23 protein-coding genes are annotated in these 26599 nt (G+C 72.3%); 14 read left to right on the top strand and 9 right to left on the bottom strand.

All coding sequences use genetic code 11. The features are described from left to right. Positions 1–136: 136 nt before the first annotated feature. From GFH48_RS31500 to GFH48_RS31490, 3 genes are all read left to right on the top strand, one after another. On the top strand, positions 137–4012 hold the full coding sequence (locus GFH48_RS31500; RefSeq protein ID WP_153291492.1) for a Pls/PosA family non-ribosomal peptide synthetase: 3876 nt from the start codon (positions 137–139) through the stop codon (positions 4010–4012). 74 nt (positions 4013–4086) lie between these two features. Beyond that, complete coding sequence (locus GFH48_RS31495; protein ID WP_228121037.1) at positions 4087–5466, top strand: M1 family metallopeptidase; 1380 nt, start codon at positions 4087–4089, stop codon at positions 5464–5466. 115 nt (positions 5467–5581) lie between these two features. Next, a complete protein-coding gene (locus GFH48_RS31490; protein ID WP_153291491.1) occupies positions 5582–5956 on the top strand; it encodes a YchJ family protein in 375 nt (124 codons plus the stop codon). Between the two features lie 27 nt (positions 5957–5983). Here GFH48_RS31490 and GFH48_RS31485 read toward each other — a convergent pair whose 3' ends face one another. Continuing rightward, a complete protein-coding gene (locus tag GFH48_RS31485) occupies positions 5984–6685 on the bottom strand; it encodes a FadR/GntR family transcriptional regulator (protein WP_153291490.1) in 702 nt (233 codons plus the stop codon). A 130-nt stretch (positions 6686–6815) separates the two neighbouring features. Between GFH48_RS31485 and GFH48_RS31480 the strand changes: the two genes are divergently transcribed. Genes GFH48_RS31480 through GFH48_RS31465 form a run of 4 tightly spaced genes read left to right on the top strand, consistent with a single transcriptional unit; the run spans position 6816 to position 10650 of the window. Next, entirely contained in the window at positions 6816–7343 is a 528-nt protein-coding gene (locus GFH48_RS31480) for a gluconokinase (protein ID WP_153291489.1), read from the top strand. Between the two features lie 55 nt (positions 7344–7398). Continuing rightward, positions 7399–8796 carry a GntT/GntP/DsdX family permease gene (locus GFH48_RS31475; protein ID WP_153291488.1) on the top strand — a complete coding sequence of 466 codons (1398 nt, stop codon included), beginning with the start codon at positions 7399–7401 and terminating at the stop codon, positions 8794–8796. Between the two features lie 10 nt (positions 8797–8806). Beyond that, a complete protein-coding gene (locus tag GFH48_RS31470; RefSeq protein ID WP_153291487.1) occupies positions 8807–9565 on the top strand; it encodes an SDR family oxidoreductase in 759 nt (252 codons plus the stop codon). 50 nt (positions 9566–9615) lie between these two features. Next, positions 9616–10650 carry an L-idonate 5-dehydrogenase gene (locus GFH48_RS31465; RefSeq protein WP_153291486.1) on the top strand — a complete coding sequence of 345 codons (1035 nt, stop codon included), beginning with the start codon at positions 9616–9618 and terminating at the stop codon, positions 10648–10650. A 158-nt stretch (positions 10651–10808) separates the two neighbouring features. Here the strand turns inward: GFH48_RS31465 and GFH48_RS31460 are convergent, their stop codons facing one another. The 5 genes from GFH48_RS31460 to GFH48_RS31440 all read right to left on the bottom strand — a co-directional run bounded on the left by GFH48_RS31460 (position 10809) and on the right by GFH48_RS31440 (position 17000). Continuing rightward, entirely contained in the window at positions 10809–11453 is a 645-nt protein-coding gene (locus GFH48_RS31460) for a cytochrome b/b6 domain-containing protein (protein ID WP_153291485.1), read from the bottom strand. Further along, positions 11437–12114: a molybdopterin-dependent oxidoreductase gene (locus GFH48_RS31455; RefSeq protein ID WP_228121434.1), complete on the bottom strand. Its 678-nt coding sequence runs from the start codon at positions 12112–12114 to the stop codon at positions 11437–11439. Before GFH48_RS31455 ends, GFH48_RS31460 begins: the two co-directional genes overlap by 17 nt. A 312-nt stretch (positions 12115–12426) precedes the next feature. Continuing rightward, a complete protein-coding gene (locus GFH48_RS31450) occupies positions 12427–14046 on the bottom strand; it encodes an APC family permease (RefSeq protein ID WP_153291483.1) in 1620 nt (539 codons plus the stop codon). Between the two features lie 52 nt (positions 14047–14098). Further along, positions 14099–15055 (bottom strand): hypothetical protein, encoded by a 957-nt coding sequence (locus GFH48_RS31445; protein ID WP_153291482.1) that lies wholly within the window; start codon positions 15053–15055, stop codon positions 14099–14101. Between the two features lie 289 nt (positions 15056–15344). Then, the gene (locus GFH48_RS31440) at positions 15345–17000 is read right to left on the bottom strand and encodes an FAD-binding dehydrogenase (RefSeq protein WP_153291481.1); all 1656 of its coding nucleotides are present in this window, start codon (positions 16998–17000) and stop codon (positions 15345–15347) included. Positions 17001–17320: 320 nt separating this feature from the next. On the opposite strand from GFH48_RS31440, the gene GFH48_RS31435 reads away from it, so the two are divergent. The 7 genes from GFH48_RS31435 to GFH48_RS31405 all read left to right on the top strand — a co-directional run bounded on the left by GFH48_RS31435 (position 17321) and on the right by GFH48_RS31405 (position 23166). Beyond that, positions 17321–18214 carry a DMT family transporter gene (locus tag GFH48_RS31435; protein WP_153291480.1) on the top strand — a complete coding sequence of 298 codons (894 nt, stop codon included), beginning with the start codon at positions 17321–17323 and terminating at the stop codon, positions 18212–18214. 644 nt (positions 18215–18858) lie between these two features. After that, on the top strand, positions 18859–19374 hold the full coding sequence (locus GFH48_RS31430; RefSeq protein ID WP_153291479.1) for an NUDIX hydrolase: 516 nt from the start codon (positions 18859–18861) through the stop codon (positions 19372–19374). Positions 19375–19435: 61 nt separating this feature from the next. Next, positions 19436–19828 carry a YidH family protein gene (locus tag GFH48_RS31425; RefSeq protein WP_153291478.1) on the top strand — a complete coding sequence of 131 codons (393 nt, stop codon included), beginning with the start codon at positions 19436–19438 and terminating at the stop codon, positions 19826–19828. Next, positions 19825–20151, top strand: coding sequence for a DUF202 domain-containing protein (locus GFH48_RS31420; protein WP_153291477.1), 327 nt, complete (start codon positions 19825–19827; stop codon positions 20149–20151). The genes GFH48_RS31425 and GFH48_RS31420 overlap by 4 nt, the downstream gene beginning before the upstream one ends. A gap of 301 nt (positions 20152–20452) precedes the next feature. Continuing rightward, positions 20453–20752, top strand: coding sequence for a hypothetical protein (locus GFH48_RS31415; protein WP_153291476.1), 300 nt, complete (start codon positions 20453–20455; stop codon positions 20750–20752). Positions 20753–20922: 170 nt separating this feature from the next. Beyond that, entirely contained in the window at positions 20923–21945 is a 1023-nt protein-coding gene (locus GFH48_RS31410) for a phosphotransferase family protein (protein ID WP_153291475.1), read from the top strand. A gap of 6 nt (positions 21946–21951) precedes the next feature. Beyond that, a complete protein-coding gene (locus GFH48_RS31405) occupies positions 21952–23166 on the top strand; it encodes an acyl-CoA dehydrogenase family protein (protein WP_153291474.1) in 1215 nt (404 codons plus the stop codon). A 109-nt stretch (positions 23167–23275) separates the two neighbouring features. Here GFH48_RS31405 and GFH48_RS31400 read toward each other — a convergent pair whose 3' ends face one another. The 3 genes from GFH48_RS31400 to GFH48_RS31390 form a co-directional block, all read right to left on the bottom strand. Continuing rightward, entirely contained in the window at positions 23276–23869 is a 594-nt protein-coding gene (locus GFH48_RS31400) for a TetR/AcrR family transcriptional regulator (RefSeq protein ID WP_153291473.1), read from the bottom strand. 93 nt (positions 23870–23962) lie between these two features. Further along, entirely contained in the window at positions 23963–25672 is a 1710-nt protein-coding gene (locus GFH48_RS31395; protein WP_407698728.1) for a class I adenylate-forming enzyme family protein, read from the bottom strand. After that, positions 25621–26385, bottom strand: a complete 765-nt coding sequence (locus tag GFH48_RS31390; protein WP_153291471.1) for an SDR family oxidoreductase — start codon at positions 26383–26385, stop codon at positions 25621–25623. Before GFH48_RS31390 ends, GFH48_RS31395 begins: the two co-directional genes overlap by 52 nt. Positions 26386–26599 lie beyond the last annotated feature (214 nt).

Below are 26599 nucleotides of genomic sequence, written 5' to 3'. Positions count from 1 at the left end.
ATGGCTGATGACCAGGCACGGGGCTAGCGTCGTACTAAAATTCCACGCTTGTTTGGAGCTGGACCGGAATATCCCCAGGCATACCTGCGGGCCCACCAGCGCCCCGGACGCTCCGGGAACAACTCGTGAGGACCTGATGGCAGCCCTCGAGCAAGGCCCCGATGTCGCACTGTTCGACGAGGAGGTGCGCGCGGAGTTCGGCGACCCGGCGCGCTTCTCCGCCTCCGCCGCCGCCTCTCCCCGCACCCTGGTCGACATCCTCGACGCCTCCGTCCGGGCGTACCCCGACGAGCCCGCCCTCGACGACGGGCACCGCAGCCTCACCTACCGCGCCCTGTCCGTCGAGGTCGAGAACCTGCGCACGCGGCTGAGCGACGCCGGGGTGGGCCTCGGCGACCGGGTCGGCGTCCGTGTCCCGTCCGGCACCAACGATCTGTACATCGCCGTCCTCGCCGTACTGGCGGCCGGCGCCGCCTATGTGCCCGTGGACGCCGAGGACCCCGACGAGCGGGCCGAACTGGTCTTCGGCGAGGCCGGGGTACGGGCGGTCGTGGGGGCCGGGCACCGGCTGACCGTCAACGGCGTCAGCGAGGTCCCCGCGGCGCGGCCCGGCGTCGGTCACGACGCGTGGATCATCTTCACCTCCGGCTCCACCGGCCGGCCCAAGGGCGTGGCCGTCAGCCACCGCGGCGCCGCCGCCTTCGTCGACGCCGAGGCCGACCTGTTCCTCACCGAGGACCCGATCGGACCCGGTGACCGGGTCATGGCGGGCCTCTCCGTCGCCTTCGACGCCTCCTGCGAGGAGATGTGGCTGGCCTGGCGGTACGGCGCCTGCCTGGTGCCGGTGCCCCGCTCCCAGGTCCGCAGCGGGGCCGATCTGGGGCCCTGGCTGGTCGAGCAGGAGATCACCGTCGTCTCCACCGTGCCCACCCTGGCCGCCCTCTGGGAGCCGGAGTCCCTCAACGAGGTCCGGCTGCTGATCTTCGGCGGCGAGGCCTGCCCGCCCGAGCTGGTCCAGCGTCTGGTGACCGAGGGCCGCGAGGTGTGGAACACCTACGGACCCACCGAGGCCACCGTCGTCGCCTGCGCCTCCCTCATGACCGGCGAGGAGCCCATCCGTATCGGCCTGCCCCTCAACGGCTGGGAGCTCGCCGTCGTCGACGAGGCCGGCGAACCGGTCGCCATGGGTGACAGCGGCCAGCTGGTGATCGGCGGAGTCGGTCTCGCCCGGTACCTCGACGCCGCGAAGGACGCGGAGAAGTACGCGCCGCTGGAGTCGCTCGGCTGGCAGCGGGCCTACCGGAGCGGTGACCTGGTCAAGGCCGAACCCGAGGGACTGGTCTTCCTCGGACGGGCCGACGAGCAGATCAAGCTGGGCGGCCGCCGGATCGAACTGGGCGAGGTGGACGCGGCCCTGCAGGCCCTGCCCGGCGTCGCCGGCGCCGCGGCCGCCGTCCGCACCGCCCGCGGCGGCAACCAGCTCCTCGTCGGCTATGTCGTCACCCAGGACGGCTGGGACCGGGCGAGCGCCGTCGAGAAGCTGCGCGCCGCGCTGCCGGCCGCCCTCGTACCGCTGCTCGCCCCCGTCGAGGACCTGCCGACCCGGACGTCCGGCAAGGTCGACCGCGCCGCGCTGCCCTGGCCGCTGGAGGGCCTGGAGACCGGCGGGACGAAGGAACAGCTCTACGGCACCGAGGCCTGGCTCGCCGAGCAGTGGAGCGAGGTCCTCGGCATCCCCGTGCGCGGCGCCTCCGACGACTTCTTCGCGATCGGCGGCAGCAGTCTCGCCGCCGCCCAGCTCACCACCCGGCTGCGCACCCGCTACCCCAGCGCCGCCGTGCTCGACATCTACCAGCAGCCCGTGCTGCGCAAGCTGGCCCGGCACCTGGAGAAGTCCGCGCAGGACGACGGCGCCACGCGCGTCATCGCGCCCGTACCGCTGCGGGCCAAGGTCGTCCAGCTGCTCGTCCTCGTCCCGCTCTTCACCCTGCTGGGGCTGCGCTGGACGGTGGCGCTGGCCGCGCTCGGCAACGTGCTGCACTGGTTCGGTCCCTACCCCTGGGCGCCGAGCACCTCCTGGTGGCTCGTCGGCGCCGGGGCGCTCGTCCTGTTCAGCCCGCCGGGGCGGCTCGCGATCGCGGCGGGCGGGGCCCGGCTGCTGATGCGCGGCGTCAAGCCCGGCCACCATCCGCGCGGCGGCAGCGTGCACCTGCGGCTGTGGACGGCCGAGCGGCTGGCCGAGTTCAGCGGCGCGACCTCGCTGACCGGTTCCTGGCTGGAGCGGTACGCACGCGCCCTGGGCGCCAGGATCGGCACGGACGTGGATCTGCACTCGCTGCCGCCGGTGACCGGCCTGCTCAAGCTGGGCCGGGGTGCGGCCGTCGAGTCCGAGGTGGACCTGTCGGGTTACTGGCTGGACGGTGACCGTCTGGAGATCGGCCCGGTGAAGGTCGGCGCGCACGCGGCCGTCGGCACCCGCAGCATCCTCTTCCCGGGGGCGCGTGTCGGCAAGCGGGCCGAGGTCGCGCCCGGTTCGGCCGTCGTCGGACAGGTCCCGACCGGGCAGCGCTGGGCCGGGGCGCCCGCCGTGAAGCTCGGCAAGGCGAAGCGCGCCTGGCCCAAGGAGCGCCCGCGCCGGGGCACGTACTGGCGCGCGATGTACGGCGCGACGGGCTTCGCGCTGACCGCGCTGCCGCTGCTCGGCGGGCTGGCCGCGCTCCTCGTGGCGAGCCGGTTCGTCACGCCGGACGCCGGTCTCGGCGCGGCCCTGGGGGGCGCCATGGTCGCGCTGGTGCCGGCCACGCTCGCCTTCGGGCTCACGTACGCGCTGCTGATCCTCGTCGGCGTACGGCTGCTCAGCCTCGGGCTGCGCGAGGGCACGTACCCGACGCACAGCCGGGTCGGCTGGCAGTCCTGGACGGTCACGCAGCTGATGGACCGGTCCCGGGAGACGCTGTTCCCGCTGTACGCCGGACTGATCACACCGGTGTGGCTGCGGCTGCTCGGGATGAAGATCGGACGGGGTGCCGAGGTCTCCACCGTGCTCGCGCTGCCGAGCCTGACCACGGTCGGCGAGGGCGCCTTCCTCGCGGACGACACCCTGACCGCGCCCTACGAGCTCGGCGGCGGCTGGATGCGCATCGGGCGGGCCGAGATCGGGCGCCGCGCGTTCCTCGGCAACTCCGGGATGACCGCGCCGGGCCGCAGCGTGCCGGACGGCGGTCTGGTCGGCGTGCTCTCCGCGACCCCGAAGAAGGCCAAGAAGGGCAGCTCCTACCTGGGCCTGCCGCCGGTGAAGCTGCCGCGCGCCACGCAGGACGGCGACCAGAGCCGTACCTACGAGCCGCCCGCGCGGCTGCTGTGGGCCCGCGGTCTGGTGGAGCTGTGCAGGATCGTGCCGGTGTTCTGCTCGGCCGCGCTGGCCGTGCTCACCGTCGCCGCGCTCGGTGCGCTGGGGGCGTGGGCCTGGGCGCTGTGCGGAGTGGTGCTGCTCGCCGCGGGCGGTGCCGCCGCGGTGCTCTCCATCGTCGCGAAGTGGCTGCTGGTGGGCCGGCACCGGGCCGGCGAGCACCCGCTGTGGAGCGGGTTCGTGTGGCGCAACGAGCTGGCGGACACGTTCGTCGAGGTGGTGGCCGTGCCGTGGCTGGCCGGTTCCGTGCCCGGTACGCCGTTGATGACGGCGTGGCTGCGCGGCCTCGGCGCCCGGATCGGCAAGGGCGCCTGGATCGAGAGTTACTGGCTGCCCGAGACGGATCTCGTCTCCCTGGGGGACGCCTCCACGGTCAACCGCGGCTGTGTGCTGCAGACCCACCTCTTCCACGACCGGATCTTGCGGACGGATAATGTGGTCCTCCGTGAGGGCGCCACCCTGGGCCCGGGCGGAATCGTCCTTCCCGGCAGCACAGTCGGGGCGCGCAGCACACTGGGACCCGCGTCGCTCGTCATGGCGGCGGAATCCGTTCCCGACGACACCCGCTGGCTGGGCAACCCGATCGAGGCATGGCGTTCCTAGGCGCGGCCCGTACGGCGTCCGGGGACGGTGCACCGGCACGTCGTACGAGCACAGCGCAGGGAGCAGACGCAGCAGTGACCGTTCAGCAGACAGTGGGATCGGACCCGTACTTCCCGGCCAACGGTGATCCGCGCTTCCGGGTGCATCGGTACGAGCTCGCGCTGGACTACCGCCCCGGCCCGAACCGGCTCTCCGGCACCGCGCGGCTCAACGCGATAGCGGGCCGCGGCGCGCTCGCGGAGTTCCAGCTCAACCTGGCCGACTTCCGGATCGGCCGGATCCGGGTCGACGGCAAGGCGCCGCACTACACGCACCGGGGCGGCAAGCTGCGGGTCCGGCCGGCGAAGCCGATCCGGGCCGGGGCGGCCTTCACCGTGGAGGTGCACTGGGCGGGCAACCCCAAGCCGGTGAACAGCCCCTGGGGCGGGATCGGCTGGGAGGAGCTGGAGGACGGGGCCCTGGTGGCGAGCCAGCCGGTGGGGGCGCCCTCCTGGTTCCCGTGCAACGACCGGCCCGCCGACAAGGCCTCCTACCAGATCTCGGTGACGACGCCCTCGGCGTACGTGGTGGTGGCGGGTGGCAGGCTGCTGACCCGTACGACGAAGGCGTCGACGACCACCTGGGTGTACGAGCAGGCGGCGCCGACCTCCAGCTATCTGGTCGGGCTGTCGATCGGGAAGTACCAGACGGTACTGCTGGGCGACCCCGGGCTCGGTGGTGTGCCGCAGACCGGGCATCTGCCGGCGGACCTGCTGGCCGAGTTCTCCCGCGACTTCGCGCGGCAGCCCGCGATGATGGAGCTGTTCGAGGAGCTCTTCGGGCCGTATCCGTTCGGCGAGTACGCCGTGGTGGTGACCGAGGAGGAGCTCGACGTCCCGGTGGAGGCGCAGGGACTGTCGTTGTTCGGCGCGAACCATGTGGACGGGGCGCGCGGTTCGGAGCGGCTGATCGCGCACGAGCTGGCGCACCAGTGGTTCGGCAACAGCGTCTCCATCGCGGACTGGCGGCACATCTGGCTGAACGAGGGCTTCGCGAAGTACGCGGAGTGGCTGTGGTCGGAGCGCTCGGGCGGCCGTACGACGCAGCAACTGGCCGCGGTGGCGCACCGGAAGCTGTCGGGGCGGCCGCAGGACCTGGTGCTGGGCGACCCGGGTCGCAAGCTGATGTTCGACGACCGGCTCTACGAGCGCGGGGGGCTCACGCTGCACGCGGTGCGCTGCGCGACGGGCGACACGGCCTTCTTCCGCATGCTGCGCGGGTGGGCGGCCCTGCACCGGGGTGGCGCCGTCAGCTCGGCGGCGTTCGTCGCGCATGTCGCCCGGTACGCGGCGGAGCCGCTGGACGACCTCTTCGGGGCGTGGCTGCACACGGCGAAGCTGCCGCCCCTGCCGGTCCTGACGGCACCGCTTCCGGCGCGGCCCTCGTACCCGCCGACGAACGCCGACTCGGTCTAGACCGGGCCGGGCCCCGGCCTCCCGCCGGTCCGGGGGCGGGGCGCGGGGGCGCAAGGGCACGGGGGCAGGGGGCAAGGGCGCGGGGGCACGGGCGGCCTGGGGGACAATGACGGTCATGACCAGTCGTACCTGTCCGTGCGGGCTGCCCGAGCCGTACGCGAAGTGCTGTGGGCGCTTCCACCGTGGAGAGGCCGCCGCGCCGACCGCCGAGGCGTTGATGCGGTCGCGGTACAGCGCCTTCGTCCAGCGCGACGAGGGGTATCTGCTGCGGACCTGGCATCCGCGGACACGGCCGCCGCGGGTGGAGTTCGATCCCGGGACGCGGTGGACGGGTCTGGAGATCCTCGGTACGGGTCAGGGGTCGGCCTTCCACGCCACGGGGACGGTGACGTTCCGGGCGTCCTACCGGGGCGGCTCGCTGCACGAGCGGAGCCGCTTCGAACGGGTCGGCGGCGCCTGGGTGTACGTGGACGGCGACGTCGCCGAGTAGTCCCGGCGGGTCACGGCCGCCGGGCGGTCACGGCGCCAGGATGTCGAGTTCCTGGAGGGCGCCGACCGTGATCTCGCGGGTGAGCTGCTCGGCGCGGACGGCGTCGCCCTCGCGGACCGCCTCCGCGACCCGGACGTGCAGGGTGACGGCGGCGGGGTCGGGGTCCTCGAACATGATCTCGTGGTGGGTACGGCCCGCCAGCACCTCGGCGACGACGTCGCCGAGACGCGCGAACATCTCGTTGCCCGACGCGTTGAGGATCACCCGGTGGAAGGCGACGTCGTGGACGAGGTACGCCTCCAGCTGATGGCCGCGTGAGGTGGCGACCATGCCGAGGGCGCACTCGGTGAGTTCGGCGCACTGCCCTGCCGTGGCGTGCCGGGCGGCGAGTCCCGCGGCGACGGGTTCGAGGGCGGAGCGCAGCACCGTGAGCGACCGCAGCTGGTGGGGACGGTCGGCGCCGGCCAGCCGCCACCGGATGACCTGCGGATCGTAGACGTTCCACTCGGCCTTGGGACGGACGGTCACACCGACCCGGCGGCGGGACTCCACCAGGTGCATGGACTCCAGCACCCTGACCGCCTCGCGCATCACGGACCGTGACACCTCGAAGCGCTGGGCCAGCTCGTCCGTGCGCAGCACGCTCCCCGGGGGGTACTCGCCCGCCGTGATGGCCGGTCCGAGGCTGTCCAGTACCTGTCCGTGCAGCCCCCGGCCCGGTGTGCTCATGGGGTCAGGGTACGAGGCCGGGCTCACGAACAAAAAGTCAGACTTATATGTCACAGACACTTGAATTAGTCGTACCTAATGCGTTTCAGTGTCGTCGACATCAGATGTCGACGAAGACAGTGAGAGCCCGATGCAGCAAGTGCGCACCCCCCATGTCGTCGTGGTCATGGGCGTCGCGGGTACCGGCAAGACCACCATCGGTCCCCTGCTCGCGGCCCGGCTCGGCGTTCCCTACGCCGAGGGCGACGACTTCCACCCCCAGGCCAACATCGCCAAGATGACGGCCGGGACCCCTCTGAGCGACGAGGACCGCCTGCCGTGGCTGGACGCCATCGGCCGCTGGGCGCACGAGCGCGACGGACTCGGCGGGGTCGTCAGCAGTTCGGCGCTCAAGCGCGCCTACCGCGACCGGCTGCGGGCCGCCGCACCCGGGGTCGTCTTCGTGCATCTGACCGGCGACCGCGCCCTCATCGAGGAGCGGATGTCGCACCGGCAGGGGCACTTCATGCCGACGGCGCTGCTGGACTCGCAGTTCGCCACCCTCCAGCCGCTGGAATCCGACGAGGCGGGCGTCCGCGTGGACGTCGCCGGCGGTCCCGACGAGATCACCGGACGGGCCGTGGCCGCGCTCCGGTCCCTCGAACGGCCCTCGCGGTAGCACCACCCACCCGTCCGACGAACTTTTTCAGAGCAATCAGAGCAAAGGGAGAACCGTGACCAGACTCAGCGTCGAGATGCTGGCAGCGGACGCCGTCGAGCCGATCACCTCCGCGGGCCATGCCCAGCTGGGTGTCGCCGTGCTGGCGGGCATCGCCGTCATCGTCCTGCTGATCACCCAGTTCAAGCTGCACGCCTTTCTGGCCCTGACCATCGGCTCGCTCGTGCTCGGCGCGGTCGCCGGGGCGCCCCTCGACAAGGTGATCGTCAGCTTCACCACCGGCCTCGGCTCCACCGTCGCCGGTGTGGGCGTCCTGATCGCCCTGGGCGCGATACTCGGCAAGCTGCTCGCCGACTCCGGGGGCGCCGACCAGATCGTCGACACGATCCTCGCCAAGGCGGGCGGTCGCGCCATGCCGTGGGCGATGGTGCTGATCGCCTCCGTGATCGGGCTGCCGCTGTTCTTCGAGGTCGGCATCGTGCTGCTGATCCCGGTCGTCCTGATGGTCGCCAGGCGCGGCAACTACTCCCTGATGCGCATCGGCATCCCGGCGCTGGCCGGCCTGTCCGTGATGCACGGCCTGATCCCGCCGCACCCCGGCCCGCTCGTCGCGATCGACGCGGTCAAGGCCAACCTCGGCGTCACGCTCGCGCTCGGCGTTCTGGTGGCCATTCCGACGGTGATCATCGCGGGCCCGGTCTTCTCCCGGTACGCGGCCCGCTGGGTGGACGTACCGGCTCCCGACCGCATGATCCCGTCCCGCGCCTCCGAGGAACTGGACAAGCGCCCCGGTTTCGGCGCCACCCTCGCCACCATGCTGCTGCCGGTCGTCCTGATGCTGTCCAAGGCGCTGGTCGACATCGTCGTGGACGACCCGGCGCACAAGGTGCAGCGCGTCTTCGACGTCGTCGGCTCGCCGCTCATCGCCCTGCTGGCGGCCGTGATCGTGGGCATGTTCACGCTGGGCCGCGCGGCCGGCTTCACCAAGGACCGCCTCTCCACCACGGTGGAGAAGTCCCTCGCGCCGATCGCGGGCATCCTGCTGATCGTGGGCGCGGGCGGCGGCTTCAAGCAGACCCTGATCGACTGCGGTGTGGGCCAGATGGTCCTGGACATCTCCAAGGACTGGTCGATCCCCGCGCTGCTGCTCGCCTGGCTGATCGCGGTGGCCATCCGGCTCGCGACCGGTTCGGCGACCGTCGCCACCATCTCGGCGGCCGGCCTGGTCGCTCCCCTCGCCGCCGACATGTCGACCGCGCACACCTCGCTCCTGGTACTGGCGATCGGCGCGGGCTCGCTCTTCTTCAGCCATGTCAACGACGCCGGTTTCTGGCTGGTCAAGGAGTACTTCGGCCTGAGCGTCGGCCAGACGGTCAAGACCTGGTCGGTCATGGAGACGATCATCTCCGTGGTGGCCGGCGGACTGGTCCTCCTGCTGTCACTCGTGATCTAGGGGTACGGCGATGGGTCACCCTCTGTTCGACATCAGCGGCCGCACGGCCCTGGTCACCGGCTCCAGCCGGGGCATCGGGCTCGCGCTCGCCCGCGGGCTCCTGGAAGCGGGCTGCACGGTCGTCCTCAACGGACGCGACGCCGACCGCCTCACCCTGGCCGCCGCCGGACTGCCCGGCGACGTGCGCACGGCGGTGTTCGACGTCACCGACGGCCCCTCGGTCGCCGCCGGTGTCGCGGACGTCGAACAGCGGGTGGGCCCGCTCGACATCCTGGTCAACAACGCGGGCATGCAACTGCGGGCCCCGCTGCTGGAGTTCACGGACACGGACTGGCACCGGATCCTGGACACCAACCTCACGAGCGCGTTCCTGGTCGGCCGGGAGGCCGCGCGCCGGATGACCGCACGCGGCCACGGCAAGATCATCAACATCTGCTCGCTGCAGAGCGAGGTCGCGCGTCCCGGCATCGCCCCGTACGCGGCCACCAAGGGCGCGCTGAAGATGCTCACCAAGGGCATGTGCGCGGACTGGGGGCCGCACGGGGTACAGGTGAACGGACTGGGTCCCGGTTACATCGAGACCGAGCTGACCCGGCCCCTCGTCGAGGACGAGGAGTTCAGCGACTGGGTGCGGCGGCGCACTCCGGCCGGGCGGTGGGGCCGTACCGAGGACCTGGTCGGCGGGGTGCTCTTCCTCGCCTCACCGGCGGCGGACTTCGTCGGCGGGCAGGTGCTGTACGTCGACGGCGGCATGACGAGTGTGCTCTGAAAGGTCCGGGAGGGACTCCGGGACCCAGGGAATCCGAGAGGGACACGGCGATGCTCGGTTGTGTGATCCACGGTCAGGGCGATCTGCGGGTCGAGGAACTGCCCGTGCCGTCCGCCGGGCCCGGTCAGGCGCTGGTCGCCGTCCGGTACGGCGGGATCTGCGGGTCCGATCTGCACTACTGGCGGCACGGCGGCGTCGGTGACTTCCGGCTCCGGGAGCCGATGGTGCCGGGCCACGAGGTCGTCGGCTCGGTGGTGTCGTACGGCGTCGGGGCCTCGGGTCCGGTACCGGGTACGGCCGTCGCCGTGCACCCCGCCACGGCGTGCGGGACGTGCCCCGAGTGCGCCGACGGGCGGGCGAACGTGTGCCGGGACACCCGCTACCTGGGCAGCGCGGCACGTACGCCGCACGTCCAGGGCGGGTTCTCTGCCCTGCTGACGGTGCCCGCCGCGCAACTGCGGGCGCTGCCCGCGGGGCTCCCCCTGCGGCGGGCCGCGCTCGCCGAACCGCTGTCGGTCGCCCTGCACGCCGTACGCCGGGCCGGCGAGGTGCGGGGTCGGCATGTACTGGTCACCGGGGCCGGGCCGATCGGCTGCCTCGTGGTGGCCGCCGCGAGGGCGGCGGGCGCGGCACGGGTGACCGCCACCGATCCGCTCCCGCGGGCTCTGGAGTACGCGTCCCGGGCCGGGGCCGACACCCTCGTACGCGCCGACGACCCGGCCGATCCCGGGTGGCCGCCGGAGACCGATGTGGCCGTCGAGGCCTCCGGGGTGGCGGCGGGGCTGGACACCTGCCTCCGTCTCGTACGGCGTGGCGGGGTCGTGGTCCAGCTCGGCATGCTGCCGCCGGGGAACAGTCCGTTCGCCGGGAACCTGCTGGTGAGTCGTGAGATCGAGTTGCGCGGCGCGTTCCGTTTCGGCGCGGAGTTCGACGAGGCGCTGACCCTGCTCGCCGCCGAACCCCGCTTCGACGCGCTGATCAGCACGGTCGTGCCGGCGACGGAGGCCGAGCCGGCGTTCGCCCTGGCGGCGGACCGCGGCCGCTCGTGCAAGGTGCTGCTGGACTTCGGGGAGCAGCCCCCGTAGGTCCCGCGGACAGTGGTGCCGGCCGGGGCCGGCACCACCCGCCGGAACCCTCGTACGTCGAGGCCGGGGTATGTCGAGGCGGATGCACGCGGAGCCAGGGCCAACCGAGATCGGCCCGCGTCGAAGCCGGCGCCGGTCGAGGACACTGCTCGTCGAGGCTAGTGCCGGTCGTCGGGTCGCCACAGTGGGTGTTCGCGCTCCGCCCAGTCCCGGCTCACCGTGCCGGTGCGCATCCCCCGCCGGGCCTCCGGGTCGCCGAGGGCCATCCCGATGTGGCCGCCGAGGACGATGCCGATCGTCAGGGCCAGCCAGTCGTGGACGAAGGTCGCCGAGGTCCGCCACATCAGCGGGGTGAGGTGCGTGAACCACATGAGCAGCCCGGTGGCGAGCATGACCAGACTCGCGCCCGCGATCCAGGCCGCGTAGGTCTTCTGGCCCGCGTTGAACTTGGCGGCGGGCCGGGAGGAGAACCGGTCACGCCGCAGGGCCGCGCGCATCCAGCGGCGGTCGTGCGGGCCCCAGCGGTTCAGCCGGCCCAGGTCCGCGCGGAAGGCACGGGAGACCAGGCCCGCCAGGACCGGCACCGGGAGCAGCAGGCCCGCGAACTCGTGGACCCTGACGACGAGTTCACGGCGGCCCACCAGTTCGGCGAAGAACGGGAGGTACAGGCACGCCGCCGTCGCCACGCACACACCCATCAGCACGGCCGTCACCCGGTGCACCCAGCGCTCCGCCCGGCTGAAGCGCCGTACGTGCGCGGAGGGCGCCGAGACGGCGGGGGTGTCGTCAACTCGTGGGTGCATCGTCGCGTCCGTTCGAACGGCCGACCCATGCGTCCACGTCGTAGCCCCGGTCCTCCCAGTACCCGGGACGCACGTCCTCGGTGACGGTGATGCCGGAGAGCCACTTGGCGGACTTGTAGAAGTACATGGGGGCGACGTAGAGGCGGACCGGGCCGCCGTGGTCGTGGCCGAGGGCCTTGTCCTGCATCCGGTGGGCCACCAGGACGTCGGGGCGCCGGGCCTGCCGCAGCGTGAGGCTCTCGGTGTACGCCCCGTCGAAGCAGGTGAACCGGATCGCGCGGGCCGTGGGGCGGACGCCGGCCGCGTCGAGGATCTGCGAGAGGCGCACCCCTTCGAAGGGCGTGCCGGGCACCCGCCAGCCCGTGACGCACTGCACGTCGTGCACGAGCCGCGTCTGGGGCAGTGCCTTGAGGTCGGCCAGGGTGTAGCTGCGGGGACGGTCGACCAGGCCGTCGATGGTGAGGCGGTAGTCCGCGGGGCCCTTGTGCGGGACGGAGGAGGTCACGGAGTAGTAGCGGAAGCCGCCGCCGTTGGGGAGCAGTCCGGTCAGCCCCGTGGGGTCGCCGGCGAAGAGCGACTCGAGGCCGCGCTGGAGCGGGGGCGCGGCCAGCACGCCGAGCGCGCCGAGTCCGAGTGTGCCGAGCAGGAGCCGGCGGCCGATGGGCGCGCCGGGCTCGTCGGGGCGCTCCGGTTCCCGCTCCGCCGGGCGCTCCGGCGAGCGTGCCGGTGAGGCCTGCGAGGTACGCGCCCGCCGCCGCTCCGGTCCCTGCTCCCGGGAATGTTCAGGGTTCACACACCCATACGAGCACTCCCGACCCCCTTCAGGCCAGCGCCAGCGGGTGCCCGTCAGAATTCCGTCATCGAATTCTCAGGTTTCTCAGACAGCGGCCGTGCTTCCGGGGGCGCCGCGGACCTGTCGGCCCGCGGCGTCTCCCCGCCTCCGGTGCCGCGGCGGGCACCTTCCGGCGACTTCTCAGGACCCGGACCCGGACCCGGCCTCGGAGTCGGTCCTGGCCCCGGCCTCGGAGCCGGTCCTGGAATCCGCCGCCTTGTCCAGCTGGAAGGCCTCGTTGCCGAGCCCGATCCGGGCGTGTGCCTCGGGTGCGCGGGACCGCAGCACCAGGCCCTGGACCAGGCCGACGACCAGGGCGGCCAGGACGAGCGCGGGCAGCAGCCGGCTGAGCGTGGAGTCCGGGCCGGTGCCGACCAGGACGTCGAAGTCCTTGACCGTGTAGCCCGCGATGACGAGCAGGGCCAGGCCCGAGACGGCCGCCGTGACCAGGCGCCAGGCCTGGGCCCGCGCGGCGCCGCGGCGGACGAAGAAGACGATGACGGAGAGCGAGGCCGCCGCCATCAGCAGGATGACGCCGAGCGCGCCGACGTTGCCGCCCCAGGTGAACAGGTGCAGCACGGGCGCGGTCGGGTCGCCGGTCGGCTTGTCGTCGGTCACGGCGAACGCGACCAGGACGATCACGGAGACGGCGGTCTGCAGGAGCGATCCGGTGCCGGGGGCGCCGCTGGCTCCGGTGGTCCGGCCGAAGGCGGCGGGCAGCAGCCCCTCGCGGCCCATGGCGAAGGCGTACCGCGCGACGACGTTGTGGAAGCTGAGCAGTGCCGCGAACATACCGGTCACGAAGAGCACGTGCAGGACGTCCGTGAAGGTGCCTCCGAGCCGGGACTCGGTGAGGAAGAACAGCAGTCCGGCGCTCTGCTTGCGGGAGGCGTCGACGATGCCGGAGGGACCCGTGGCGACGGTCAGCGCCCAGGAGCTGATCGCGAAGAAGACGGCGACGAAGCCGATCGCCAGGAACATCACCCGGGGTACGAGGATGTGCGGGCGGCTCGTCTCCTCCGCGTACACCGGTGCCTGTTCGAAGCCGGTGAAGGCGGCGATGCAGAAGCACAGCGCGGTGCCGACCCCGGCCCCGGTGAGCGTGTCGGGGTTGAAGGCGTGCAGCGAGAGCCCTTGCTTGGCGGGATCGGCGACGGCCGCGATGTCGAAGATGACGACGAGCGCCACCTCGACGACCAGCAGGACGCCGAGCACCCGCGCGTTGACGTCGACCTTCAGCCAGGCGAGCGCGCCGACGACCAGGACGGCCGCCAGGGCCGGTATCCACCAGGCCATGTCGACGTCGAGGTAGGTGGAGAACAGCCCGGACACCTCGAAGCCGAAGATGCCGTAGATGCCGACCTGGAGCGTGCTGTAGGCGAGCAGCGCGACCGCGGCGGCGCCCGCGCCCGCGGTGCCGCCGAGACCGCGGGCGACGTAGGCGTAGAAGGCGCCCGCGTTGTGGACGTGGCGGCTCATCTCGGCGTATCCGACGCTGAAGAGCACCAGCACCACACCGAGGATGACGAAGAGCAGGGGCTGTCCGACGATACCCATCACCGCGAATGTGGTGGGCATGACACCCGCGACCACCATGAGGGGGGCGGTGGCGGCGAGGACGGACAGGAGCAGGCCTCCGGTGCCCAGCCGGTTGGCCTTGAGGGCACGGTCCTGCCCCTTGAAGGTGCTGATGCCGCCGTCGGCCGCGGCGGGTCTTCCCGTGTTCGCACTGCTCGATGTGCTCGAACTGCCCGTCGTCATCGCGGGGTCGTCCTTTCGGATGTCCGGTGGTCCGGTTCTTGGGAGCGGTCGTTCACGCCGTGCCGAGCGCGCTGTCGCGGGCGGCACGGAAGGCTTTGTACGGGTCGCGGTCCGGGTACGACCACGGCACCGGGGTGGCGTGCGGACCGATGCGGTGGAAGAGGGCCGCGGCCTCGGCGCCCCGGCCCTCGCAGGACTTCGCGTGGGCGAGGAAGTTGAGGTCGACGAGACGGCGGGGGTGGTCGTCGTGCTCCCACTCCAGCCACCAGTCGAAGGCCGCCTTCATCACCTGGCGGGCCCGGCGTCCGACCCAGTGCCCGGAGGCGGTCGGATCGGCGGGTTCACTGCCCGCGCCGGCGAGCACGCGGTAGCGCTCGGCGTGCGCGACGACGGGCAGGATCGCGAGCGGCGAGTCGGCGGGGGCCTGTTCGGCCGCCCAGTTGGCGAAGTCGTAGACCTCGTGGAGCGGGTCCTGTCCGGCCTGGGCGCGGCGCTCGGCGAGGCGGGCGACCATCAGGTGGTGGGCCTGGTGGTGCTCCGGGTGGCGGTGGCGCACCTCGTCGAAGAGCCGGACCACGTCGGCCTCGTCGCCGAGCGTGCGCTCCAGGGCCAGCAGGCCGAGCCAGGGCGTGGGGTCGGCGGGGGCGAGCGCGGCGGCGGCGTGACAGGTCTCGCGGGCCCGTTCGGGACGGTCCTTGCCGTGCAGGGCGCGCTGGACGGTGGCCCAGGCGAGAAGCACGGAGGCGTCGGCGGACTCGGGCTCGGCGAGTTGCCAGTCGCGCGCCCAGGCGAGGGTGCCGCTCTCCTGCGCGAGGGCGGTGACGCGGTGGCCGCGGCGGTCCCAGTCGTCTGCGGTCAGGGCGAGCAGCGAGCGGACCGCGGTCCAGCGGCCCTGCGCCAGCGCTGAGCGCGCGACGACGAGTTCGGCGTCGTCGAGTGCGGCGTCGAAGGCATGGGCCGAACCTCTGCGGCCGCGGCCGAGCGGAGGAGGGGGCGGGGGTGGCGACACCGCGAGGGTTCCTCACAGACGCGGCTGGTCAGGTGGCGATCGCGGACAGCAAACCCTTGGCTGAGGGTTCACGTCAAGGCCCGACCGATGTCCTACACGTGTCAACTCCTCGGTTGTGACCATGAGTTGATGACCGACGGGGCCGAGGCGCGCGTATCAGGGCGGGGACGCTCACGAAGGCGGAGGCGCGCATGACACCAGGACGCTCACGAAGGCGGAGGCGCGCATGACGGCGGGACGTGCGGGCGCCTCTCTCGCGTCCGCACGTCGGGGCGACCGCCCAGGGGGGTCAGCCCACCGCCTCGGCGGCCGCGCGGCCCGCCGTCCGGCCGGAGAAGAGGCAGCCGCCCAGGAACGTGCCTTCGAGGGAGCGGTAGCCGTGCACTCCGCCGCCGCCGAAGCCGGCGACCTCCCCCGCCGCGTACACGCCTTCCAGCGGATCGCCGCCCTCGGTCAGGACCCGCGACGAGAGGTCCGTCTCCAGGCCGCCCAGCGACTTGCGGGTGAGGATGTGGAGGCGTACGGCGATGAGCGGACCCGCCTTCGGGTCCAGGATGCGGTGCGGCGCGGCGGTGCGGATCAGTTTGTCGCCGAGGTAGTTGCGGGCCCCGCGGATGGCCGTCACCTGGAGGTCCTTGGTGAACGGGTTGGCGACCTCCCGGTCGCGCGCGACGATCTCGCGGCGCAGCGCGGCCTCGTCGATCAGCGGCTCCTTGGTGAGCGCGTTCATGCCGCGCACGAGCGCGCCCAGATCCTTCTCGACCACGAAGTCGGCGCCGTTGTCCATGAACGCCTTGACCGGGCCGGGCACGTCGGCGCGCGCCCGCCCGAAGACACCCTTGACCGACTTCCCGGTCAGGTCGGGATTCTGTTCCGAGCCCGAGAGCGCGAACTCCTTGCCGATGATCTTCTGATCGAGCACGAACCACGTGTAGTCGTACCCGGTCCTCATGATGTGTTCGAGCGTGCCGAGCGTGTCGAAGCCGGGGAAGAGCGGCACCGGCAGCCGGTTGCCACGCGCGTCCAGCCAGAGCGAGGACGGGCCGGGCAGGATGCGGATGCCGTGGTTCTCCCAGATGGGGTTCCAGTTCTGGATCCCCTCGGTGTAGTGCCACATGCGGTCGCGGTTGATCAGGTGCGCGCCGGTCTCCTCGGCGATCCCGAGCATCCTGCCGTCGACGTGCGCCGGCACTCCGGAGATCATCCGCTCGGGCGGAGTACCCAGCCGCTCGGGCCAGTTGGCGCGCACCAGGTCGTGGTCGCCGCCGATACCGCCCGAGGTGACGATCACCGCCTGCGCCTTCAGTTCGAACGCCCCGGTCACCGTCCGCCCGCTGGGCTCGCCGCGTTCGATCGCGGACGGTTCCAGGATCTCGCCGGTGACCGTGTCGACGGCGCCCGCGCTGCGGGACAGGCCGGTGACCCGGTGGCGGAACCTGAGCTCGACGAGACCGCGCTCGACGCCGGCCCGCACCCGCCGTTCGAAGGGGGCGACCAGTCCGGGCCCGGTCCCCCACGTGATGTGGAAGCGGGGTACGGAGTTCCCGTGGCCGTTGGCGTCGTAGCCGCCGCGCTCCGCCCAGCCCACCACCGGGAAGAAGCGCACGCCCTGCCGGTGCAGCCAGGGCCGCTTCTCACCGGCCGCGAAGTCCACATACGCCTCGGCCCAGCGGCGCGGCCAGTGGTCCTCGACGCGGTCGAAGCCCGCCGTGCCCATCCAGTCCTGGAGGGCGAGCTCATGACTGTCCCTGATGCGCATCCGGCGCTGCTCGGGCGAGTTCACGAAGAAGAGACCGCCGAAGGACCAGTGCGCCTGGCCGCCGATCGACTGCTCCGGCTCCTGGTCGAGCAGGATCACCTTGCGGCCCGCGTCGACGAGCTCCGCGGTCGCGGCGAGCCCCGCGAGACCCGCTCCGATCACGATCACATCTGCGTCGTAGGCCATGGGCCCGTCCTCTCGGCATGACAACGGCGCATGACGACGGCGCATGTCGGCTTCGTCACAGGTCGCCGTCGTCACAGGTGACCGTCGTCACGGCTGGTTGATAGGAAAGTGGCGTTCAGGACATCGGCGGGGACCGATCGGGACAGCCGTTGACCGGCCCGCCGTTGTTACTGATCGGTCAGATCCTTCGGCAAGAGGAGTGACCGAGTCAACCATCCTGTTGCGGACACTCCATGGGCGGCGCCCGGCGGGTGGCACTACAGTCGGCGGGATACGCACCCGTGACCCGATCCGACCCCGGATGCATCGAGGTACCCAGCGTGTCGCTTCTCGTTCTGATTCTCTCGGTGAGCGCCGCCTGTTGTCTGGGTTTCGGCTTCGTGCTCCAGCAGAACGCCGCGTCGCACGCCCCGCTCAACGACTTCCTCTCCCCCCGTCTGCTGCTCGACCTCATCCGGGTGCCGCGCTGGCTCGGCGGCATCGCACTCATGGTGTGCGGCATGGTCCTCGGCGCGATCGCCCTCGGCAAGGGCGAGGTCTCCCAGGTGGAACCGCTCCTCGCGACCAACCTGCTGTTCGCGCTCGGCCTCTCCCGCCACCAGACGAAGAAGTCGCTGGGCCGCCAGGGCTGGTCCGGGCTCGCCCTGCTCGCGGGCGGAGTGACCGCGTTCATCCTGGCGGGCCGGCCCAAGGGCGGTGACGCGGTGTCCGATCCCCTGCGGCACTGGCTGATCATCGGCGCCATGATCGGGCTCGCACTGCTCCTCACCACGTACGCCAGACGTTCCCGGCTCGGTGCCGCTCCGGTGCTGCTCGCCCTGGCCGCGGGGGTGCTGTACGGGGTGCAGGACGCGCTCACCCGGGTGAGCGGGCAGCGGTTCGGCGAGGGCGGCTGGGGCGAACTGCTCATCAGCTGGCAGCCCTACGGGGTGCTGGTCCTCGGCGTGTCGGGGCTGGTGCTCGTGCAGAGCGCCTTCGAGACGGCGGAGCTGCGGATGTCGCTGCCCGCGCTCACCGCCGCCCAGCCGCTCGCCGGGATCCTCTGCGGGGTGGGGTTCCTCGGGGACCGGCTGCGGACCGACGTGGGCGCACTCACCTGGGAGGCGGCCGGCCTCGCGGCGATCGTGACGGGCATCGTGCTGCTCGGGATGCACCCCGCGATGCCGGCCGGCACGAAGAGGACGCGGCCCGCGCGGGATCTCCAGCGACGCTGAGAGGGCCGGAGCGGGGCCCCGCTCCGGCCGGGCGGGTACGACGGTCCCCGCGGCCCGGTGGACCGCGCGGCCGGGTGAACCGTGTGCCCGGCGGACCGTGCGGCCCGGCGGACCGTGCGGTCGGCCCGGTGAGCGGCACCGCCCACGCGCGGCACGGTCACCCGATCGGCCGAACGGCACGCGTCACCCCGGAAACACCCCCGCCGACGGAGCGGCACGCCCCGGCCCCTCGGCATCGCGTGGCCGCCCGGAATCGGAGCATGACGGAGGGACCGGGGGCGCGAACGCCCCGGGGCCCCGCGGGAGACGGCCCTAACGGTGCGGCCGACCGGGGGCGGTGGGACGGGGCCGTTGGATCGGAGCTGTTGGACCGGAGCTGTTGGACCGGAGCTGTTGGACGGGAGCTGTCGGACGGGAGCTGTCGGACGGATGGGTTGACTGGCGGAGGCCGGCCGAACAGCCGGTTGGACGCGGCCGGTCGAACGGGGCCGGTTCGATGGAGCTCGGGCGGATGGAGCCGGGCGAACGCGACCGGCTCGACGGGGCCCGGCGGACGGGGCGGCCGGATGAGACCGGGCGGATGGAGCCGGTCGCGCGGAGCTGGTTGGCCGGGACCCGTCGCACCGGGCTGGTTGGATGGACGTATGAGTGCCGCTGACGAGATCCTCGACATCGTGGACGAGAACGACGTGGTCGTCGGGCAGTCCCCGCGCGCGGAGGCGTACGCGCGCGGACTCCGCCACCGGTGCGTGTTCGTCCAGGCCCGGGACGCGGACGGCCGGCTCTTCGTCCACCGCCGCACCGCCACCAAGCTCGTCTTCCCCTCCCTGTACGACATGTTCGTCGGCGGGGTGGTGGGCGCGGGCGAGTCGTACGACTCCGCCGCCCTGCGCGAGGCCGAGGAGGAACTGGGCGTCTCCGGGCTCCCCGGCCCCGTCCCGCTCTTCAAGTTCCTCTACGACGACGGCGCGGGGCGGACCTGGTGGTCCGCCGTCTACGAGGTCCGCTGCGACCTCCCGGTGGACCCGCAGGTGGAAGAGGTCGCCTGGCACACCTTCCTCACCGAGGAAGAGGTGGAGCGGCGCCTGACGGAGTGGACGTGGGTGCCGGACGGGCTGGCGGCGTACGAGCGCCTGCGGGAACACCGGGCGGCGGGCTGACTCCTCGCGCCGCCAGACGGTGGCGGCCTGCGCCGCGGCACGGCCGAGTAGGGTCCCGCACGTGATCGAATTCGTGCGGAACGTCCGGCTGTGGTTCGCGCCCGAGGAGGTCCGGCAGGAAGGTCGCACTCCCGACTACCGGTTCTCGCTGGCCAACGAGCGCACCTTCCTGGCCTGGCTGCGCACCGCGCTGGCGCTGATCGGGGGAGGCTTCGCCGTCGACCAGTTCCTGCCCGACCTGCGATGGGCCTGGCGGGTCGGTCTCGCGCTGGCCCTGCTGGCGTCGGGCGTGCTCTGCTCGCTGCGGGCGGTCAACCACTGGGTGCGCTGCGAGCGGGCGATGCGGCGGGGGGACGACCTCCCCGTGTCGCGCTTCCCGGCACTGCTGGGCATCGCGGTCGCGGTGGTCGCGGTCGCGATGGTCGTCGTCGTCCTCGTCGGCTGGGAAGGATGACCGCGCCCGTCCCGGAGCGGGATCCGGGACTGCAGCCGGAGCGCACCCGGCTCGCGTGGCGGCGCACGACCCTGTCGAGCACCGTCGCCGCGGTGCTGGCGGCGAAGGCGGCACTGCACGGCGGACCTTCGGCGACCGGTGTCGTGGCCGGTGTCCTGTGCGGCGCGCTGTGGCTGGGATTCCTGGCGATCGCGAACCGCCGCATCCGGGCGCTGGCCGCGTCCGGCCCCGCCGGGCCGCCCACTCTCGCACCGCGGCAGGCCGCGGCCGCGACCCTGTGCACGGTCGCGCTCGCGGTCTGCGCGGCGGCACTGGTCTTCTGAGAACCCGGGCGCCGGGCACGGCCCCGGTCCTCGCCACCCGTACGCACGGTCCTCCCTACGCCTGGCCTTCCGTATGCCCGGTCTTCCGCACGCCCGGGTCTTCCGCACCGCCCCCGGACGGCACACATGCCCGACCGATGGCGAATTGGCGGAAATGTAATGCTTTGTGGCGCTAGCCTGAGCCGTCGCTTCCCGCCGGGCACGAATCCCCACCACGCACGAATTCCCGTCACGCACGAATCCCCACCACGCACGAATTCCCGTCACGCACGAATCCCCACCACGCACGAAGGTGAGCACCATGACCACCCTCCATCCGGAGCACACGGCCCACCAGCACACCCACGGTCCGGCCTGCGGGCACACCGCGGTGCCGCACGGGGACCACGTCGACTACGCGCACGACGGACACCTTCACCGCGAGCACTCCGGACACTGGGACGAGTGCGAGCCGAGCGGCCACATGACGCACGACGACCACGGGGGTCACCAGCACGGAGAGGGCTGCGGGCACCCCGCGGTCGAACACGGCGGCCACCTCGACTATCTGCACGACGGACACCGGCACGCCGAGCACGACGGCCACTGGGACGACCACTAAGGCTGTCCCGGTTCGCCCGAGCCCCTCTCCGGCGTCCCTCCTCGACGCCCTCCCGGCGTCTCCCCCGCCCCCCGGAGGAGACGCCGATCACGTTTGGCGTACACCCTGGACGACATACCGACTGGTCGGCATCATGGTCACGTCCGGCTCCCTCGCGTGTAGGAGAAATGATGAGTCCCGACCACCCGCCAGGTCTCGATCTCGACCGGCTGCGCGGCCTGCTCGACGGCGAGCTGCCCGGTCTGACGCACGGCCCGCTGACCGGCCGGCTGATCGAGGGCGGACGGTCGAACCTCACCTACGCGGTCACGGACGGCACCACGCGATGGGTCGTACGGCGGCCTCCGCTCGGCCATGTACTGGCCACCGCGCACGACATGAAGCGCGAACACCGGGTGATCAGCGCACTGCACCCGACGGCCGTCCCGGTGCCGCGCCCGGTGCTGCTGTGCGAGGACGTGGAGGTGCTGGGCGCGCCGTTCTACGTCATGGAGTTCGTGGACGGCACGCCGTACCGCACCGCCGAGCAGCTCGCGCCGCTCGGCCCGCGGCGTACCCGGGACGCGGTGCTCGGACTGGTCGACACGCTCGTCGAACTGCACGCCGTGGACCCCGCCGAGGTGGGCCTCGCCGACTTCGGCCGCCCCGAAGGCTTCCTGGACCGGCAACTGCGGCGCTGGGGAAAGCAGTTGGACGCCTCCAGAAACCGTGAGCTCGCCGGGATCGACGAGCTGCACGCGGCCCTGGGCCGCGCGCTGCCGCACTCCCCTGCGCCCACCGTCGTGCACGGCGACTACCGGCTCGACAACGTGCTGATCGGCGACGACGACCGGATCAGGGCGATCCTGGACTGGGAGATGTCCACGCTCGGCGATCCGCTGACCGACCTGGGCCTGCTGGTGATGTACAGCGCGCCCCTGGAACTGCCCGACTCCCCCATCAGCACGACCGCTTCGGCCGCCGGACACCCGGACCCGGCGGAGATCGTCGAACGGTACGCCGCGCGCTCGGGGCGCGACGCGTCCGACGTCGCCTGGTACACGGCGTTCGCCTGGTTCAAGCTCGCCGTGATCCTGGAGGGCATCCACTACCGCTACACGCTCGGTCAGACGGTCGGCGCGGGCTTCGACCGCATCGGTGACCTCGTGCCGTTCTTCATCGAGCACGGCCTGACCACTCTTCAGGAAGGCTGATCCGCGATGGACTTCGCATTCGACGCGCGCACCGGGGAACTGCGGGACAGGCTGCTCGCCTTCATGGACGAGTACGTGTATCCGGCGGAGACGGTGGCGGAGGAGCAGCGCGCCCTGCTGGCCTCGCCGTGGGACACGCCCGCCGTGGTCGGGGAGTTGAAGGCCGAGGCACGCAGGCAGGGCCTGTGGAATCTCTTCCTGCCCGACGCCGAGCACGGCGCCGGGCTCACCAACCTCCAGTACGCGCCGCTCGCCGAGATCACCGGCCGCAGCCCGCACCTGGCGCCGACCGCGCTGAACTGCGCGGCGCCGGACACCGGCAACATGGAGGTGCTCGCGCAGTTCGGCGACGAGCGGCAGAAGAAGCAGTGGCTGGAGCCGCTGCTCGCCGGTGAGATCCGCTCGGCGTTCGCGATGACCGAACCGGAGGTGGCCTCCTCCGACGCCACCAACATCACCACGCGCATCGAGCGGGACGGCGACGAGTACGTCGTCACCGGCCGCAAGTGGTACATCTCCGGGGCGATGAACCCGGACTGCCGGATCTTCATCGTGATGGGCAAGACGGATCCGGACGGGCCGGACATCCGCCGCCAGCAGTCCATGGTGCTGGTCCCGCGCGACACGCCGGGAGTCGAAGTCCGGCGCGCCATGCAGGTGTACGGCTACGAGGACCACTCCCACGGCGGGCACGCGGAGGTCGTCTTCCACGGGGCGCGGGTGCCCGTGACCAACCTGGTCGGCGAGGAGGGGGGCGGCTTCGCGATCGCCCAGGCGCGGCTCGGACCCGGCCGCATCCACCACTGCATGCGGCTGATCGGCATGGCCGAGCGGGCGATCGAGCTGATGTGCAGGCGGGCGGTGTCCCGCACGGCGTTCGGCAAGCCGCTGGCCCAGCAGGGCGTGGTCCAGAACTGGATCGCCGACGCGCGGGTCGCCGTCGAGCAGCTGCGGCTGCTGGTGCTGAAGACCGCGTGGATGATGGACACGGTCGGCAACAAGGGTGCCCACACCGAGATCCAGGCCATCAAGATCGCCACCCCGCGCACGGTCGTCGACGTCCTCGACAAGGCGGTGCAGCTGCACGGTGCGGGGGGTGTGAGTCAGGACTTCCCGCTCGCCGAGTTGTGGGCGAGTGCGCGGACGCTGATGCTCGCCGACGGCCCGGACGAGGTGCACCAGCGGTCGCTGGCGCGGCGGGAGATCAAGAAGTACGTGTGAGGCCGGGGCGGTGGGGGTCCTCGCCCCCGCCGCCCCCACCCTTCCCATCCGTACCCGGGGGCGGAGCCAGGGGTCAGGGATTCAGAAAGGGCGGGCTCCGGGACGGGGACTACGGGCGCAGTGCGCGCAGCAGCAGGTCCGCCAGGTGGTCGGCGACCTCCTGGGGCGTGAGCGGGCCGTCGGGGCTGTACCACGTCGACAGATGGTGCACGGAGCCGAAGTGGTAGTCGACGACCAGGTCCGCCGGGGTGGCCGTGGAGAAGACGCCCTTCTTCTGGCCCTCCTCGATCAGCGCGCGGAACCGCTCGTGGTAGCGGCGCCGCTCGGACCGTACCTGCTTGAGCTTCTCCGGGCCGAGGTGATGCATCGACCGGAAGAAGATCGAGGCGTCGTCGAGGTTGTCGATGGTGGTGACGACCACGTCGGCCGCCGCGCCCCGGACACGCTCCTCCACCGGCGCGTCGGAGTCCGCGAACGCGTCCAGCCGCTCCTGCTGGATGCGCAGCACGCGTGCGTACACCTCGTGCAGGAGGTCGTCCTTCGAGCCGAAGTAGTGGTACAGCGCCCCCTTGGTGACGCCTGCCGCCTCGACGATCTCCTGCACGGAGGTCCGGTCGTAGCCCTGCTCGGCGAAGAGCCGGGTGGCGGCGGCCAGGAGTCGCTGCGGGACGGGCGTACCGTCGCCGTCCGTCGTTCTGGGCACTGCCGCCACCTGCCTTCCGTGCGTGGTTCGATGAGAGCGCCGTTCGGCGGACGGCGCTGCTCGGTGAGGAGCGCCGTCCACCGGGATTGTCGTCTACTCCGGGCCCTGCGAGCGCGTACGCAGTTCCCGACGGAGGATCTTCCCACTCGCCGTCTTCGGCAGGTCGGGCAGGATCTCCACGTACCTCGGATACTTGTAGGCGGCCAGTCTCTCCTTGCAGTACGCGGCGAGCGCGTCGGGGTCCTCCTCGGCGCCCGGCCGCAGGCTGATGTAGGCCTTCACGGTCTCGCCGCGGTAGCCGTCGGGGATGCCGACGACGGCCGCCTCGCGGACCGCCGGGTGGGTGTAGAGGACGTCCTCGACCTCGCGGGGCCACACCTTGAAGCCGGACGCGTTGATCATGTCCTTCTTGCGGTCGACGACGTAGAGCCAGCCCTGCGGGTCCATGAATCCGATGTCGCCGGTGCGCAGCTCCCCGTCCGGGAAGGTCTCGGCGGTCGCCTCGGGGCGCCGCCAGTATCCGGGCACGACCTGCGGTCCCCTGACGAGGATCTCGCCCTGTTCCCCGAACGGGACCTCCCGGCCCTGCTCGTCGACGATGCGTACGACGCTGTCCGGGCCCGGCAGACCGACGGCCAGCGTGCCCGAGACCGGGTCGACGGGGGCTTCCCGGCCCGGCGGTACGGAGGCGCACGGCGCGGTGCACTCGGTGAGCCCGTAGCCGTTGCGGATGTAGGGCCCGAATCCGGCGCGGAACTTCTCCACCAGGGCCGGCGGCAGGGGCGCGCCGCCGGAGGAGATGTTCACGAAGGACGAGAAGTGGTCCGGCGTGACGGACGGATGGGCGGCCAGGGCCATGAAGGCGGTCGAGGGGCCGACGGTGTAGAGCGGCCGGTGCTCGGCGAACGCGTCGAGCACGACCCCCGCCTCGAAGCGGTAGGCGAGGACCAGTGTGCCCTCGCTGTTGAGGCAGGCGGCGAGCTGGCAGACCATGCCGGTGATGTGGAACAGGGGCGCCATCGCGAAGTACACCGGCGCCTCGGGCAGGGCGAGACCGGTCCGCTGCCGCTCGGCGTTGTACATGATGTTGCCGTGCGTGTTGGTGGCGCCCTTGGGTGTCCCGCTGGTACCGGAGGTGTAGCTGATCAGCGCGATGTCCGAGGGGCCCGCGTCGCGGCCCTCGGGGGCCTTGTGCCCCTGCGCGGCGACCGTCCCGAGGTCGTCGGCGTCGGCGGCCCGCGGAAGCCGCCCGAAGGTCAGCACCCGCGTGTCGTCGCGGGTCTGGAAGTCCAGTTCGCAGCCGGTGAGGACGATGCTCACGGTCGAGTCGGCCGCCGTCTCGCGCAGATACGACTCCCACGCCCGGTCGGAGCAGACCAGGGCGCGTACGTCCGCGTCGTGCAGGACGTGGCGTACCTCGCCCGACTTGTACATGGGGTTGACCGGCACGACGGTCGCGCCGGCCTTCCAGGCCCCGAGCAGCGCGAGCACGAAGTGCGGGGAGTTCTGCAGCAGGATCGCGACCCGGTCGCCGCGCTCCAGACCGCGGGCGGCGAGGTGCCCGGCGACCGAGTCGCTCAGCTCGTCCACCTCGCGGTAGCTCAGCCGGCCGTCGAAGTAGGCGAGCGCGGTGCGGTCCGGAACGTCCCGCACGGCCGCGCGCAGAGCGTGCACCAGGGAGTCGGCGGGATTCACGGGCGCGTTCTGCGCGTCGCTGAGGAGGCCCACCCAGGGGCGGTCCGCATAGGTGGTCACCGGCCCGCCTCCCACTTCTGCTGGATGTGGTTCATGTTCGTCAGCCAGCGGTCCGGTTCCGCCGCCCGCACCTGGTAGTAGCCGGCCACCTCGGTGTGCGGCAGGATCAGGAAGCGGTCCTCCTCGATCCCCGCGAAGAGGGCGTTCGCGACGTCCTCCGGCTCGATGGCGGTCGGCTGGAGCACCAGGTCGCCCGCGCTGCCGGTGGCGTCGAGCATGTCGGTGCGCACCCCCTGCGGGCAGATCGCGTGCACCTTCAGGCCCCGGTGGCGGTAGGTCAGCGACAGCCACTCGGCGAAGGCGTACGCGCCGTGCTTGGTGACGCTGTAGGGCGCGGCGCCGATCATCGTGAGCAGTCCGGCGGCGGAGACGGTGGAGACGAACCGGCCACTGCCGCGCTCCAGCCAGGCCGGGAGCAGCTCGTGGGCGGCGCGGACGTGGGCCATCACGTTGACGTCCCAGGCGAGCTCCCAGACCTGCTCGCCGGCCGCCTCGGTGCCGCCCGAGGCGACGCCCGCGTTGGCGCAGTAGACGTCGATCGTGCCGCCGAGGGCGTCCCGGGCCTCGGTCACGATCGTGGACGCGTCGCCGGGGACCGCGGTGCCGCCGATCTCGTCGGCCACGGCACGGGCCTTGTCGGCGTCGAGGTCGTTGACGACGACTCTGGCTCCCTCGGCGGCGAAGCGGCGGGCCAGCGCGGCTCCGATGCCGCCTCCCGCACCGGTGACGACCACTCCCGCATCCTGCACGGCTTCCACCATCGGTCTCCTTCGACGCGACGCCAATCGGCTCTGCGAGCAGTGGGCCCCGCACACGGTCGGCTCTGCTGCGACGCCAGACTAACCAGTCGGTATGTTGCAAGGGAAGGGGCGTCGGTCCCGTGCGGGGTGCCTGGGAGTGTGACATGGTGCGGATGAGCCGCGCGGGTCCGGCCAGGTGACGGGCACCGGCGGGTTCCGCACGTCGGGCGGTTGC

The sequence above is a fragment of the Streptomyces fagopyri genome (assembly GCF_009498275.1).
Taxonomy (GTDB): domain Bacteria; phylum Actinomycetota; class Actinomycetes; order Streptomycetales; family Streptomycetaceae; genus Streptomyces; species Streptomyces fagopyri.
Note: the sequence above shows the minus strand (reverse complement) of the source record. Positions and strands in the feature narration are given on the sequence as shown.